Source organism: Ruminococcus sp. AF20-12LB, assembly GCF_003478985.1.
Classification (GTDB): domain Bacteria; phylum Bacillota; class Clostridia; order Lachnospirales; family Lachnospiraceae; genus Blautia_A.
Genome location: NZ_QUGH01000012.1, coordinates 20771 through 36100, shown reverse-complemented (window position 1 = coordinate 36100; position 15330 = coordinate 20771). Strand labels below are relative to the sequence as shown.

At 44.9% G+C, this 15330-nt stretch carries 11 protein-coding genes and 1 tRNA gene; 9 read left to right on the top strand and 3 right to left on the bottom strand.

Annotated elements, in window-relative coordinates; genetic code table 11:
• Positions 1–4: 4 nt before the first annotated feature.
• Positions 5–1384 carry a UDP-N-acetylmuramate--L-alanine ligase gene (murC, locus tag DWX61_RS14345; protein ID WP_118625999.1) on the bottom strand — a complete coding sequence of 460 codons (1380 nt, stop codon included), beginning with the start codon at positions 1382–1384 and terminating at the stop codon, positions 5–7.
• Positions 1385–1697: 313 nt separating this feature from the next.
• Between murC and DWX61_RS14340 the strand changes: the two genes are divergently transcribed.
• The 4 genes from DWX61_RS14340 (at position 1698) to DWX61_RS14325 (ending at position 6089) form a co-directional block, all read left to right on the top strand.
• Positions 1698–2975 carry a glucose-1-phosphate adenylyltransferase gene (locus tag DWX61_RS14340; RefSeq protein ID WP_118516028.1) on the top strand — a complete coding sequence of 426 codons (1278 nt, stop codon included), beginning with the start codon at positions 1698–1700 and terminating at the stop codon, positions 2973–2975.
• Positions 2972–4093 (top strand): glucose-1-phosphate adenylyltransferase subunit GlgD, encoded by a 1122-nt coding sequence (glgD, locus tag DWX61_RS14335; RefSeq protein ID WP_118607824.1) that lies wholly within the window; start codon positions 2972–2974, stop codon positions 4091–4093. Before DWX61_RS14340 ends, glgD begins: the two co-directional genes overlap by 4 nt.
• A gap of 57 nt (positions 4094–4150) precedes the next feature.
• Positions 4151–4447 (top strand): septation regulator SpoVG, encoded by a 297-nt coding sequence (gene spoVG, locus DWX61_RS14330; protein WP_015525652.1) that lies wholly within the window; start codon positions 4151–4153, stop codon positions 4445–4447.
• Between the two features lie 265 nt (positions 4448–4712).
• Positions 4713–6089 carry a PcsB-like coiled-coil domain-containing protein gene (locus DWX61_RS14325; RefSeq protein ID WP_118625997.1) on the top strand — a complete coding sequence of 459 codons (1377 nt, stop codon included), beginning with the start codon at positions 4713–4715 and terminating at the stop codon, positions 6087–6089.
• Positions 6090–6253: 164 nt separating this feature from the next.
• On the opposite strand, the gene pduB is transcribed toward DWX61_RS14325, so the two are convergent.
• On the bottom strand, positions 6254–6976 hold the full coding sequence (pduB, locus tag DWX61_RS14320; protein WP_173740389.1) for a microcompartment protein PduB: 723 nt from the start codon (positions 6974–6976) through the stop codon (positions 6254–6256).
• Between the two features lie 431 nt (positions 6977–7407).
• Here pduB and DWX61_RS14315 point away from each other — a divergent pair, with 431 nt between their 5' ends.
• The 5 genes from DWX61_RS14315 to DWX61_RS14295 all read left to right on the top strand — a co-directional run bounded on the left by DWX61_RS14315 (position 7408) and on the right by DWX61_RS14295 (position 14514).
• Positions 7408–7959 (top strand): biotin transporter BioY, encoded by a 552-nt coding sequence (locus tag DWX61_RS14315; protein WP_118625995.1) that lies wholly within the window; start codon positions 7408–7410, stop codon positions 7957–7959.
• Positions 7949–8389: a DUF1284 domain-containing protein gene (locus DWX61_RS14310; RefSeq protein ID WP_118625993.1), complete on the top strand. Its 441-nt coding sequence runs from the start codon at positions 7949–7951 to the stop codon at positions 8387–8389. Before DWX61_RS14315 ends, DWX61_RS14310 begins: the two co-directional genes overlap by 11 nt.
• Before the next feature lie 406 nt (positions 8390–8795).
• Complete coding sequence (locus DWX61_RS14305; protein ID WP_118625991.1) at positions 8796–12302, top strand: Ig-like domain-containing protein; 3507 nt, start codon at positions 8796–8798, stop codon at positions 12300–12302.
• Positions 12303–12511: 209 nt separating this feature from the next.
• Positions 12512–12585: transfer RNA gene (locus DWX61_RS14300), tRNA-Pro, on the top strand.
• Positions 12586–13440: 855 nt separating this feature from the next.
• The gene (locus tag DWX61_RS14295; protein WP_118625989.1) at positions 13441–14514 is read left to right on the top strand and encodes a DUF6128 domain-containing protein; all 1074 of its coding nucleotides are present in this window, start codon (positions 13441–13443) and stop codon (positions 14512–14514) included.
• A gap of 55 nt (positions 14515–14569) precedes the next feature.
• On the opposite strand, the gene DWX61_RS14290 is transcribed toward DWX61_RS14295, so the two are convergent.
• Positions 14570–15265, bottom strand: coding sequence for an anaerobic ribonucleoside-triphosphate reductase activating protein (locus tag DWX61_RS14290; protein WP_118625987.1), 696 nt, complete (start codon positions 15263–15265; stop codon positions 14570–14572).
• Between the last annotated feature and the right edge of the window lie 65 nt (positions 15266–15330).

Genomic DNA, 15330 nt, shown 5'->3' with positions numbered 1-15330 from the left:
ATAATTATTTTCCGAGAAGGTGTTCTCCAATGTTTACAACGTCTCCGGCGCCCATAGTTATCAACAGATCACCATGTGCACAACTTTTTAAGAGGAAGCTCTCGATCTCATCAAAAGTCGGGAAATATTCGCAGGGGGTTCCAAGTTCCTGGATCTGTTTCTGGAGATCCTGGGAAGAAATACCAAGATTGTCTGTTTCACGTGCGGCATAAATATCAGCCAGTACAACATGATCGGCCAGAGTCAGCGCTTTTGCAAATTCCGGAAGAAGAGCTTTGGTACGTGTGTAGGTATGAGGCTGGAATACACACCATACCTTCTGATGCGGATAATTCTTTGCAGCATGAAGGGTTGCCTCGATCTCGGTTGGATGATGAGCGTAATCATCAATGATGGTGACACCGCCGATCTCGCCTTTATACTGGAAACGACGGTCTGTACCGGTAAAGCTTCCGAGACCTTTGACGATCACATCATCCGGAAGGTCCAGAAGGCGTCCTATGGCAATAGCAGCCAGCGCATTGGATACATTGTGGATGCCCGGTACACGAAGGTAATAGCTGCCGATCTTTTTGCCCCGGAAGAGAACGGAGAAGGAAGGATGTCCGTATTTATCCCAGGTAATGTCTGCCGCGGTGTAATCGGCATCGTGCTCCAGACCATAGGTAAGAACAGTGCATGGAAGCTCCCGGGTGATCGTCTCATACTCCGGTGTGTCGGCGTTGATGATCAGAGTACCGTCAGCAGGGAGAAGCTCTGCAAATTTCCGGAAGGAATGGCGGATGTCATCGATGTCCTTGAAGAAATCCAGATGATCGGCATCCATGTTCAGGATCACACTGATCTTAGGGAAGAAGCTTAAAAAGCTGTTGGTGTATTCGCATGCCTCTGTGATAAAGGTCTCAGAATTTCCAACGCGGATATTTCCGTGGATAGCAGGAAGGATTCCGCCAACACTGATGGTAGGATCACAGTCACCCTCAAGAAGGATATGAGAAACCATGGAAGTAGTAGTGGTTTTTCCGTGGGTTCCGGAAATTGCAATCGGTGTATCGTAGTTCCGCATGATCTGGCCCAGAAGCTCTGCACGGGTGAGCATTGGAAGCCCTTTTTCTTTCGCACAGGCAAATTCCGGGTTGTCCGGGTGGATCGCTGCTGTATAGACAACCACATCTATGTCATCCTTGATATTGGAAGCGCGCTGTCCGTAATAGATCACAGCGCCACGTTCTTCCAGTGTGCGGGTCAGCGGGCTGGATTTGGCATCGGAACCGGAAATCCGGAAATTTTCTTCCAGAAGGATCTCGGCAAGGCCGCTCATGCTGATGCCTCCGATCCCGATGAAATGAATATGGAGCGGTTTATGAAAGTCTATCTGATACATAATAATCTCCTTATATATATGTTATTTTCGTAGCTCTTTTGTCTGTTTTATTATAACGCCAACAGAAACAATTGAAAAGTGGTTCTTTTGGCTAAAAAAGCGGTTTTTTCCGGAATATAAAAGTAACCAGAAAACAACATCGAAAAATGTTGAAAATTACCAGATGAATGAAGAAAATGATGAGTCTTACCAATTTATAATATACAATAGCGATAAAAAAAGTAAAATATAGATAAATTAATTGTAAAAAATGTTCACTAATACAGTAAAGTATGCTATAATGGAATAATCATAACATACAAGAGGTGATCGCATGATTAAGAAAGAGATGATTGCCATGCTCTTGGCCGGTGGGCAAGGCAGCAGGTTAGGAGTTTTGACAGAAAAGGTTGCAAAGCCGGCAGTCGCTTTTGGTGGTAAATATCGTATCATCGATTTTCCACTGAGCAATTGTATTAACTCGGGAATTGACACGGTGGGTGTGCTGACACAGTACCAGCCTCTCCGCCTGAATACACATATCGGTATCGGTATTCCGTGGGATCTGGACCGCAATGAAGGCGGTGTCACAGTCCTTCCTCCGTATGAGAAGAGCACAAGTAGCGAATGGTATACAGGAACTGCCAATGCGATCTATCAGAATCTGGCTTATATGGAGCAGTATAACCCTGATTATGTACTGATCCTTTCCGGTGACCATATCTATAAGATGGATTACGAAGTGATGCTGGATTTCCACAAGGCGAACAAGGCAGATATTACAATCGCGTGTATGCCGGTTCCCATTGAGGAAGCCAGCCGTTTTGGTATTATGGTTACTGATGAGAACAGCCGTATTACTGAGTTTGAGGAGAAACCGGAGCATCCAAGCAGCAATCTTGCATCCATGGGTATCTATATTTTCTCATGGCCGGTTCTTAAGGAAGCACTGATCGCCCTGAAGGATCAGAATGGCTGCGACTTCGGTAAACATATCCTTCCGTACTGTAAAGAGAAAGGACAGCGCCTTTTTGCTTACGAGTACAACGGCTATTGGAAAGATGTAGGAACTCTTGGTTCTTACTGGGAAGCAAATATGGAGCTGATCGATATCATTCCGGAGTTTAATCTTTATGAGGAATTCTGGAGGATCTACACCAAGGGAGATGTGATCCCGCCACAGTATATTTCCGCAGATGCAGTTGTGGACAAGTGTATCATCGGTGAGGGAACAGAAATCTATGGTGAAGTACATAATTCAGTGATCGGTCCGAATGTTATCATCGGCAAGGGCAGTGTGATACGTGATTCTATTATCATGAAGAATACAGCAGTTGGTGAGAATGTTGTTATGGATAAAGCTATCGTGGCAGAAGATGTTGTCATCGGAAATAATGTTGTGATCGGATGCGGCGAGGAAGTACCGAATGTTCTGAAACCGGCTGTATATTCCTTTGGACTTGTGGCTATCGGCGAAAACAGCGTGATTCCGGACAGTGTCAAAATCGGTAAGAATACCGCTATCGCCGGTGTTACAACAAAAGAAGACTACCCTGACGGAGAACTGGCAGCCGGCCAGGTAATTGCAGCAAAGGACGGTGGGAAAGAATGAGAGCGATAGGTATTATTTTGGCAGGCGGTAATAATAACCGCATGAGAGAATTATCAAACAAAAGAGCAATCGCGGCAATGCCTATTGCAGGAAGTTACCGCGCGATCGACTTTGCCCTCAGCAACATGGCAAATTCACATATCCAGAAGGTTGCTGTGCTGACACAGTATAATGCCCGTTCCCTTAACGAGCATTTAAGTTCATCCAAATGGTGGGATTTCGGAAGAAAACAGGGAGGACTTTATGTCTTTACTCCAACCATTACCAGAGACAACAGCTTATGGTATCAGGGTACTGCAGATGCTATCTATCAGAACCTGAGCTTTTTAAAGAACAGTCATGAACCCTATGTGGTGATCGCTTCCGGTGATGGAATCTACAAGCTGGATTACAATAAAGTCCTGGAGTATCATATCGCAAAGCGGGCAGATGTTACCGTTGTATGTACTACATGCAAGGATCAGAGCCAGGTTGAAAGATTTGGTGTTCTCCGCATGAATGAGGACTGTCGGATCGAGGAATTTGAAGAGAAACCGATCGTTTCCTCCTATAATACAGTATCTACTGGTATCTATGTCATCCGAAGAAGGCAGCTGATTGAACTGATCGAGCGTGCTGCCCAGGAAGGAAGGCATGATTTTGTAAATGATATTCTTATCCGTTACAAAAATCTGAAGAGGATTTACGGATATAAGATCGATAACTACTGGAATAATATCTCTACTGCAGAGGCTTATTATCAGACAAACATGGATTTCCTGAAACCGGAAATCAGGAACTATTTCTTCAAACAGGAGCCGGCGATCAAGACCAAGATCGCAGATGTACCTCCTGCTAAGTACAATCCGGGTGCAACTGTGAAGAACAGTCTGGTATCCAGCGGATGTATCATCAACGGAACCGTGGAGAACTCTGTTCTGTTCCGTGATGTATTTGTAGGAAATAACTGTGTGATCAAAAACTCTGTGATCCTTAATGACGTATATCTTGGAGATAATACGCATATTGAGAATTGCATTGTTGAGAGCCGGGATACCATCCGGGCGAATTCATATTACAGCGGCGAAGAAGGAGAAGTGAAGATCGTCGTAGAGAAAAACGAACGCTACGTATTATAAATGCGGAAGATCAGATTTCCGCAGATACGGTTAGCGAAATGAAAGGGGCAAGTAGCAATGAATATTACAGATGTACGTGTGAGGAAGGTAGCGAAAGAAGGGAAAATGAAGGCCGTTGTGTCTGTCACAATAGATGATGAGTTTGTGGTACATGACATCAAAGTGATCGAAGGCGAGAAGGGGCTGTTCATCGCAATGCCAAGCCGTAAGGCAAGCGACGGTGAATATCGTGACATCGCTCATCCGATCAATTCAGCAACGAGAGAGCAGATCCAGACGATCATCCTGGACAAGTATCAGGAAGTAATGGCTGAGGAAGCTGAGAATGAGGTTCTTATGGAGGCTGCGGAGTAAGAGAAGCAGCTTCAGGGGGGATTACATCAGAGAAGTATTCTCGTAGCTGATGATTTTTGAATTGGAACAGCATAGAATAAAAACTGCCGTTTTACAGATAAATCTGTGAGAGGGCAGTTTTTTCATGCTCCGGAAAACAAAAAAACGCTTTCCAGTTCATAAATATTTAAATTATTACGTATTTGTTACAAAAATAAAATAAAATTATTGCTTTTTATGAAAAATGTGTTATACTAGAACCCATGAAAGGACGAAAGGTGTTTATATGAAGAATAGAAAAGTTTTCACATTACTGCTTACGGGTATGCTCGCTCTTTCCATGGGAAACCCCGTATATGCATCAGGTACAGACGCTGCGATCGCAGAGGCACAGGCGGAGAAACAGGCCGCTGAAGAGGGTCTTGCACAGGTACAGAGCAGCATCGGCACACTGGAGAGCAAGAAGCAGGAGCTGGAGAGCTATCTGGCTGATTTAAACGCACAGTATGAGGATCTTACCAACAGCATTTCTGAGCTTAGTATCCAGGCTGCTGAGAAGGAAGATGAATTAAATAAAGTAAAAAAAGAACTGAAAAAAGCGAAGAAGGCATCTGCAGATCAGTATGAATCCATGAAGCTTCGAATTGCATATATGTATGAGAATGCCGGGACTTCCGCACTGGAGACACTGCTTTCTTCCGAGAGCCTTGCAGAATTCCTCAATCGCGCGGAGAATGCGATCCAGATTTCTACATACGACAGAGACATGCTGGATAAATATGTGAGTCTTCAGAAGAATATCCAGGAGAATGAGAAAAAGGTTGAAACGGAGTCCGCAGAGATCGATGAACTGATGACGGAGCGTGCAGCCAAGCAGCAGGAAGTGCAGTCCATGGCTTCCAGCACAAGCGATGATATTAACTCTTATGTAAACCAGATCAGCGCCAGCCAGGAAGAGGCTCAGCAGCTGATGGCAGATATCAGTAATGCAGACAGCAGTATTACCGCTCTGGTACAGCAGGCAGAGGCGGAGAAGGCTGCAGAAGAGAAAGCTAAGGCTGAAGCGGCAGCAGAGGCTGAGAGACAGGCAGCAGAGGCTGCAGCCCGGGAAGAGGCCGATCAGGATAACGAGGGCAGTGAAGAGGCTGATTCTGACGATGATTACGGCTATGATCCGGAGGAGGATACAACTGAGTCTTCCAGCAGCTCTACAAGTACAGACATTGTTGTAGAGGAGGAAGAGGAAGTGGATGATGTACAGTCCGGAAGTTCCGAAGATGTTTCCGAGGACAGCTCCCAGGAGGAGGTTTCCAATGATGAGACAGCTTCCGGGGAGACGGAAGATGCCTCTGCGGATACGTCCGATTCCGGTTCTTCCAGTCAGGGAACATATCTTGGAAACTTTACACTGACCGCATACTGCAATTGTGCACAGTGCTGCGGTACAGCCGGTAATCTTACCGCCAGCGGAACAGTTCCGACAGCAGGACGTACCGTTGCTATGGCAGGTGTTCCGTTTGGTACCAAGCTTCTGATCAACGGCACTGTTTATACGGTAGAGGATCTGGGAACTCCTTACGGACATGTGGATATCTACTGTGGAAGCCATTCTGAGGCATTAAGCTTCGGACTTCAGTCAGCAGATGTATATCAGGTGGGCTGATCCGGAAGACTATCAGGAAAAATCAACAATAAATAAGCACAGCGCTGCATGATCACAGGAAGATCTTTGCAGCGCTGTTTTGCGTGATACAGATATGTTTCTATGAAAAACATCCGGAAAATATGCCGTGTGGAAATTACGTTGTTTCCGATGATACGGAAATTTTACAGATACGGCGTACCCGGGATCTCCGGATAGGTTCCCATACCGATGAGAAGCTCAAGGCCTGTCTGACGGCCTTCCAGTACAGCAGCTTTTACAGCACTGGCATCACCGGAGATGGCGATGATCACTTCGTTGGAATGACTGGTACCGATATTCGGAGTCATATATTGTGTAATGGATACTGCTGCGGATTTCACGGCATTATCTGCCATCACAAGACCGATAGCAGCCGGAGAACCTGCCATGAAACCAAATGCTTCACCCAGAGGTGTGCCGAAGGCTTTATGGATAGCAGGACCTGCACTTGCGGAAAAAGCAAACTCCAGGTGGCCGGATTCGCTGATGTAGACCTCACCTGCATATTTGTTAGTCAGTTCCAGAGCCAGAGAAATGGCGTGACGCACGTCGGATACATCATTTCCGCCAAGGACGATATAGTTTCCGTGACCGCCCCAGCCCTTGGTATCTCTTGGAAGTTCAATGGAAAGGACTTCTGTATTTGTGGCTTTTACTGCATCGTCAATAGCTGTGATCTGGCCGGCAGCGCCTGTTCGGGAACTGAAAAGCCCCAGACAGTGGTATTGGGTACCTACGTTCATCTCTTTAAGCAGAGAATCATCAACTCCGGAGATCACGAGTCCGATTGTGTCAAGAACTGCGGTCCCTACAAATTCGGTCCGTGTGCAGTTGGTGCTGATGTTATGAATATCGTGTATATCCATGTGGAAAAATCCCCCTTTTTGCTGAAAACTCATTGATTTCAGTATAGCATCAGAGGGAGAAATTTGAAAGTGAAAATTGGCAATATTATTTACAAATGACAGGTTTGCGTTACTGTTCACTGGTAATGTCCCGCGAGGTGTTTTTTGTGAGCGAAGGTCACAGAAAACCCGAGACATACCGCGCGAATTTATGCGATCAGCATAAATTCTGTGCATCGCGAAGCGTGTTACTGAGAACGGAGTGAACAGTGACAGGTTTGCGTATAGCAGACGGTATTATAAAAAATGTAAACTTGAAAATGTAATTGAGTTGACAATCAAATCCTGTTATGTTAAATTGTTAACAGCAAAAGAGTGGATATCATTTATAAAGGACTTGAATGATCTTCCGCTAGGAAAAGCAGAAAAGGAAAGAGAGGATACAGATTATTATGACAACAGTGGCAGCAGGCAGAAGCAAGACGTATGATCTTGTTTACATTGCAGTTTTTGCGGTAGTGATGGCAGTTTGCTCATGGATTTCCATTCCGGCGCAGGTACCGTTTACCCTGCAGACATTCGGAGTATTCATGGCAGTAGGCGTACTTGGAGGTAAAAGAGGAACGATGGCAGTTCTGGTTTACGTTCTTCTTGGAGCAGTAGGAGTTCCGGTTTTTGCGGGATTTTCCGGAGGCATTGGAGCTCTTCTCGGAAATGCAGGTGGATATATCGTTGGATTTATCTTTTCAGCACTTGTTATGTGGGCATTTGAGCACATTTTTGGCAGAAAACCGGTCGTTCAGATCATTTCCATGGTCGTTGGACTGATCGTATGCTATGCCTTTGGAACCGTATGGTTTATGTTTGCTTATACAAGAAGCACAGGTCCGGTAGGTCTTATGGCAGTTCTTGGCTGGTGTGTATTCCCGTTTATCATTCCGGATCTTATCAAGATCGCACTGGCTTATGTTTTATCAGGAAAGGTACGTAAATATGCAAGATAAAAGCAGTGCTGCGGCATATGCTTCTGATGAGGGCACAGAGGAAATGGTCATTCCGCTGCGCCCTCATCATGGTATGTGCCTGGCGTATTTTAAGGGGGAAGGCTACAGTAACGGTTTTACTGCACATATGGCCGAGATGCTGAAGATTTTTCTGCAGGGAAAGAAAATAAGGCTTCATGTGGATACGGATGAGATTTGCTCTGCCTGTCCGAATAATCGGGGCGGACATTGCGAAGCCGGAGATAAAGTGGCAGAGTATGACAATGCAGTGCTGGAAAAATGTGGACTGAAGGCCGGACAGACATTGTACTTCAGCGAGTTTACAAAAAAAGTCCAGGAAAAAATCCTTGCGATAGATAAACGTAAGAAAATCTGTGGAAACTGCCAGTGGAACAGTATCTGCGAAGAACAGAAGAGCCGCTGGGCATAAAAGAAAGAAAAAATATAGAAATATAAAAAGTATATGATCTGAGAATGCCGGAGGAAATGGCAATGTCTGTTGCATTTCCTGAAATGACGTCTTGGAATATATACTTTTTTTATTTTAAATTATCAGATAATAATGCAAAAATATTTTGAAAACAATTTTTAGTTGAGAAAAAAATAACAATAACCGTGAGGCTTTTTTGCCAGATATGTATAGACAAATAATTCCGGTATTGATAAAATAACGATATGTTAGTTTGAACAAACTAAAGTGTGCTTGATAGAGCACTTCTGCAGAAGCTGATATATGTTGAATATCCTGCGGAAGAAATTTCAATTAACCAGAGCAGCTGTAAGGTCATGATCTGGTATAAAGTTGTGCAATATAAAAGACAAAGAGGAGGACAGGTATGCATAAGTGGAAGCTTTTTAAGAAGTCAGCTGCACTCGTTCTGAGCTCAGCGGTGATCGCATCAGGAGTACCGGTAACGGCAATGGCGTCTGAGGCGGAAGTTTTTAGTGACGTGTCAGGAGAAACACAAGGAGAGACAGCACAGGAAGAAGGAGAGAACGAGGATCAGGAGTCTGTTTCCCAGGATCAGCCGGAAGTTGGTGAAGCTGATATTCAGTCGGAAGAGCCAGAAGAAAGTGATGCAGAAGCTATTCAGGAAGAAGTAGCAGAAATTTCAGCAGAAGAGATTCAACAGGAAGAGGAAGAGCAGATCCAGGAGGATACAAAAGAGGTATTCGGTGATGGAGAAGCATTTATGGCAGAAGCAGGCGAGGTCCTTCAGGATGCTTCTGAGATCACTGTTGCAGGAGTGAAATATCTCTGGTCCATGCAGCCGGCAGAGGGATATACACAGATAGGTACAACAGGCGTTTATGTAAAAGCGGCAGACGGGCAGACAGCTCTGACCGGAAAGCTGTACGGAACGACAACCTTAAGTTATTCAGAATTTTATGCCGGCGATACCACTCAGGAGAGCTATGACGCTATCACTTCGGCAACAACGAGTAAAAATCAGATTTTTACCAATGAGGACAGCACAGAAGTAACCTCTTCAGGATATCAGATCCAGGGTGTGAAGAATGTAAGTGTTGCAGTGGACGCAGAAACTTATGTAGATGCACAGGTGCTGAAAGCTGCTTCCAAGCTTCCGAAAAAGGGTGTCTATACAGAGGCAGCAGATATTACGCTGAATGAAGCACCGTCACAGGAAACAGGACAGTATAAAACACTGAATACAGACGGAACATACAGTGCAACAAAATTCGATGTAAAGGCAACGGTCACAGATGCATCTGCCCAGATCCAGGCACCGTCGATCTGGGGCGATTACATGCTGGTGGTAAAAGAAGCCGGCACAAAATATCTCCGCAATTCCAGACAGGGTGATTTTGCCGTAGGTGGAAATACACTGGGAGTAATCCTTGAAACTGCCAGCGGTAAGAAGGTAGGACTTCGTCATACCTATGAAATCTGGGTACAGCCTTACGAATTTGCATTTTCAGCAGGATCCGGGCTTATCGGGGAAAAAATATCAAAGGTGACTTATATTACCCCGGACGGCTCCTATGTATATGAGTTTGGAGACAAAGCTCCTCTTGTAAAAAAACAGCCTGAAGCAGGAATGAAAGTACAGGCGGCTTTTGTAAAAGAAAATACAACCCAGGTTAAAGTTGATGACCTTGACAAATATGAAAACCCTAAGGTTTCCGTATACTACACAACAGGAAGCGGTCATGGTAAAAAAACAACATATGTTGTAGATCATGCAGTGGCAGAGAACGGGGTGGTAACCTTTGACAGCAGTGTAGCCAGGGCCGGGGATGAGATCTACACGGTTATGATCTCAAGCGACAATTATGTGGATATGACAAAAAATATCACACTGACAGGCCAGCCGATCACGGTTTCCAATGTCTCCTATTACTGGGTAAAGGGAGCAGTGGATGGATATACACAGATTCCGGGAACGGATATTTATTATAAGGCGGCAAATGGACATCAGGCACTGACAGGAACACTTTACGGTACTGCATCTCTGTCATACGAGGAATTTTATGCAGGAGATGCAACGAGCCGTAAATATGATTCCGTTACATCTGCCACAACCAGAAAAAGCACTGCTTTCGGAAATGCAGATGTTCAGAATCTGACAGAAAATGGATATGAGATCGCAGGAGTAAAAAAGGTTAGTGTAGCTACAGATGCAAAAACGTATGTAGAGGCGCGGATCCTTTCAGAAGCGGGAGAACTTCCGGAAAGCGGAGCATATATAGAAGCAGCAGGGATCACCCTTGGACGTACTCCGACGGTAGAGCCTGGGCAGTATAAAACATTGAATGCAGATGGAACATACAGTGCTACAAAATTTAATGTAAAGGCAACTGTGACAGATGCGGAGGCAACACTCAATACATCTTCTCGTTGGGGAGATTATGAGATCAAAGTAAAAGAAACCAGCACAAAATATCTCCGCGACACAAAGAGTGATGCTGGTTTTGCAGTTAACTCCGGGATCCAGGGAATGATCCTGGAAACAACAGATGGCGGAAAATATGGTATGCGTCATATGAACGAGATGTGGGTGAAGGTATATAAGGCTGCGTTTGCAAAAGATGCAGGTCTTGAAGGAAAAACCGTAAACAGGATCACGTATATTATGTCAGACGGTGCGTATGTATATGAATTTGCAGATGGTATTTATATCAAACCGCAGGCAACAGAAGAGATGGATGTTTCTCCGGAATTTACGGACAGCACCCATGTAAAGCTTGCAAATCTTGATAAATACAAAAATCCGAAGGTATCTGTTTTCTATACAACAGGTGTCGGACATGATTCACAGACAACATATCTTGTACAGGATGGTGTAGCCGCAGATGGAGTGGTTGCTTTGGATTCTACTGTAGCGAGACCGGAAAATGAAACCTATACAGTAAGAGTCTCCAGTGATGATCACGCGGATGTTTCTGTTCAGCTGGTGTATGGAACAATTGCTTTTAAAGAAAATTCAGGAGTTCTTTATGTCGGAAGCTCCAGACAGCTTGAAGCAACAGGCGAAAATTGCAAGGATGTAACATACGCTTCCGATAATGAAACGGTTGCATCTGTAGACGAGAACGGAAAAGTAACTGCAAAAGCAGCAGGAACAGCCGTGATCACAGCAACATCTGCTGCAGGAAAAACTGCACAGTACAAGCTTACTGTAAAAACGCCATCTGTAAAAATAAATGTATCATCGAAAACGCTTTATGTAAAAGGATCTCCAGCTACGGTGACGCTGAAAGCAACGACCGCAGGTGTTACCGGAAAAGTAACCTATACAAGCAGCAAACCATCTGTTGCAGCTGTAGCCGCAAATGGAAAGGTAACTGCAAAGGCGGCAGGAACAGCTGTGATCACAGCGAAATGCGGAAATTATAAAGCAACCTGCAAAATTACAGTTAAGAAGCCGTCTGTAAAAGCTTCGGCTTCAGCGAAAACTGTATTTGTGGGTGGAACAAGCCAGATCACAGTGAAAAAAACAGGCGTTAGCGGAAAAGTTACTTATACAAGCAGTAATAAATCCGTTGCAGTGGTAAGCGCAGGCGGAAAAGTAACAGCAAAAAAAGCAGGAACAGCTACAATTACAGTAAAATGCGGAAGCTACAAAGCAACCTGCAAGATCACAGTGAAAAAAGGCAGCCTGAAGATCACATCCAAAACAGCTGTAAGTGTAAAAGCAAAGAAAACAACAGCCATCAAGGCAGCAGCCACTTCAAAGGCAAAGATCACCTACAGAAGCAGCAACACAAAAGTTGCTACTGTAAGCAGCAAAGGTGTTGTTAAAGGTGTGAAAAAAGGAAAAGCTGTTATCTATGTAAGCAGCAACGGAATCACAAAAAAGGTAACAGTTACAGTGAAATAAGCATATATTTCACCTGAATATACTTGATATGTTATAAAGAACCTTTCCCAAAACTGCTTCGGGTCTGCGAAAATGCACGCCCGAAGCAGGAAAAAAGAAAAAATTCGATTTTTTTGAAAAATTTTAATTTTTTCTATTGACAAAGTAAAGAAACTCTAATATAATAGCTCTTGCAGTTGAGCAATACATAAACAACTGAAACAGAATAACGAAGCGTGGCTCAGTTTGGTAGAGCGCTGCGTTCGGGACGCAGAGGTCGCAGGTTCAAATCCTGTCGCTTCGACTAACAGCTTGAGAATCCCTTGGTTGAGGGATTCTTTTTTTGTTTGTGAAAAATGAAGGAACGTATGTTTGTGTTACCTTGTGTTACCTCAATGAGAAAAGAAAGGAGAATCTTCTACATTTGCCAGGAAAAAAATAAAGATAAAGGTAATACATGGGAAAAGGTAAAGAAAAGCGAGAAATAAAATATAGATTAAGAGAAAGCCTTTGGTGAATGTCCCGAGCGTGGATCGCCAGGGGGTTTTTATATTTACAGATGAAAATATTCTTGAATGCTTTGAATAGTAGTGCTATAATACAAACATAAAGAACAACCGCCCACAAGGGGTTGCCCTTATAAGAGAAGATTAGAAAATCCCACCCTGTACTCGGCCAAAGTTTTTGGGTGGTTTTTCTATGTAAAGAATTACTTACAAAACGTTAATACGAACGTAAGCAATGCTAGAATGAACATGCCAAAAGCCATAAGATCTTTGAAGTCAAAATGGTTGTCGTTCATCAGCACCACCTCCATCCTTTTTGGACTAGAGGTCAGCCACCCTGTAACACGATTGTTCCTGTACAGTGTAGCATATACGGAGAACCCTGACAAGCGCAAAATGTTCTAAGATAGTAATGCTTTTTTGACAAAAGCGAAAATTTTCCGCATATTTTAATTTCGCACCTGTCTGTTGATATTCTGTGTTGATGTACCGATTCTGGTATAGCCGTATTTTTCGACTAACAGCTTGAGAATCCCTTGGTTGAGGGATTCTTTTTTTGCGTTTGTACATCCTGGAGCTTTTTCACGTTGATGGAATGATTTCTCTTAAACTTCATATATATTAACGAAACCGAAATACCGGAGGGACGTGCGTTGGCTGGATATCAGCGTTTTGTTGCGTATGTGTACGAGTACCGGAAAGGAAAAAAAGACGGCAGCAGCGGTTATGTGAGGGTGGAGGCCAGAGATAGGAAATGCCGTGTGGAGGTTCATTTGCGCTGTGTTGGACTGGAGCCTGGAAGTCGGTGCAGAGTGTATGGGTTTGTGCGGCGGGAAGGGCTGATGGATGGTATTTTGATCGGAAGCTGTGTTACCGGGCAGGAGCGGATCGAGTGCGCGCTGGAGACGGATACAGGGGATATTGGAGGCATGGGAAAAAGTCTTCAGGAGCTTGGAGGACTGCTTCTGATCTCCGATGCCGGTGGATTCTGGGGAACAGAATGGGATGATCAGCCGATCCGGCCGGAGAATTTCCGCGAGTGGAAGAAAAAAGAAACGGAACCTCGGAAGGAAGCGGAGAAAACAGGAACGGAATATCAGGAGGCATCGGAGAAAAAAGGCAGAGAGCGGGGAGAAAAGGAAGAAGAAAATCAAAAAGACGGAACCTTGCCAGAAGTGCAGGAATATCAGAAGAAGTCAGACAGGATCATGACGGTAGAGGAAGTTCAGGAGGAGGTATTGAAGGCATCGGAAACTGGAAATTCATATCAGGCTCCCGGTCCGCATCCGCCGGAACCATCGCGGCCAGGCCAGCCATCACCGCATCCGCCGGAATCACCGCGACCAGGTCATCCATCACCGCATCCGCCGAAACCACCGCGACCTGAGCCATCTCGTCCACTTCCGGGAATACCCTGTGATGATCCGTTTAACGACGGCTATTTCACAGACTGTCGCAAGATCAGACCATCGGACTGCAGTGCCTTATGCAGACAAAACGGCTGCTTCTGCAGCAACCGTTTTGTCATGTACGGATATCAGAATTTCGGCCATCTTCTGCTGTGCAGAAATCATCAGGGACAGTACATACTGGGTGTGCCCGGAGGATACAGCCAGCAGGAACGGTTTATGGCCAATATGTTTGGCTTTCCCTACTTTAAGGAATGTCCGGATATTCATATCCCAGGCGGAAAGGGAGGATACTGGTACTGTTTTATTAACATCTGATCAGAAAAATTTCGGCATCCATGCAGATAAGCAAACAGTTTTGCAAATCCGCAGATCACAGCTCCATACCACGAATTTCTACTACCGGGATCGTCTGAGACAGGATATCCCGGTAGTTTATCATTTCTTTCTCGGAGCAGGCAGAGAATCCCGGCATCAGAACTCCGTCGGAATCCCGATAAGCCTGGAGATAATAAGCTTTTGCACCGCTTAGCCACCGGCTGATCTCCTGAAAATCTTTTTCAGAATGAAGTTCCTTCACAACCGTTGTACGAAATTCATAATCAAGGTGTCCGTCCAGCAGCCATCCGGCAGTTTCCCGGATTCCATCCAGATCAGCATGTACACCGGTAAGCACATGATAGTTGGAAGGACAGGCTTTGATATCCATGGCAACCTTGTTGATCAGGTCAGCTGCTGCGAGATCTTTTACCACGGAGGGGCGGGAACCGTTGGTATCGAGCTTTACATCATAGCCCAGCTCCCTGATCCTGCCGAGAAATTCCGGCAGTTCCGGGGCAAGCGTGGGTTCACCGCCGGAAATGCAGACGCCATCCAGGATCCCCTTTCTTTTTTTCAGAAAAGCCAGGATTTCCTCCTGGGAATATTCAGGCTGGGTACCAGGCTCCACGACAAGAGCTCCGTTCTGGCAGAATGGGCAGCGGAAGTTGCAGCCGCCTAAGAATATGGTACAGGCTACCCTTCCCGGATAATCCAGCAGGGTTGTTTTGTTAAATCCACATATTTTCATAGGAAAATCCCCTTGTTCTCTTATTTATGATACTACAAGCATACTCTCCCCCGAAAAAAGCCGCA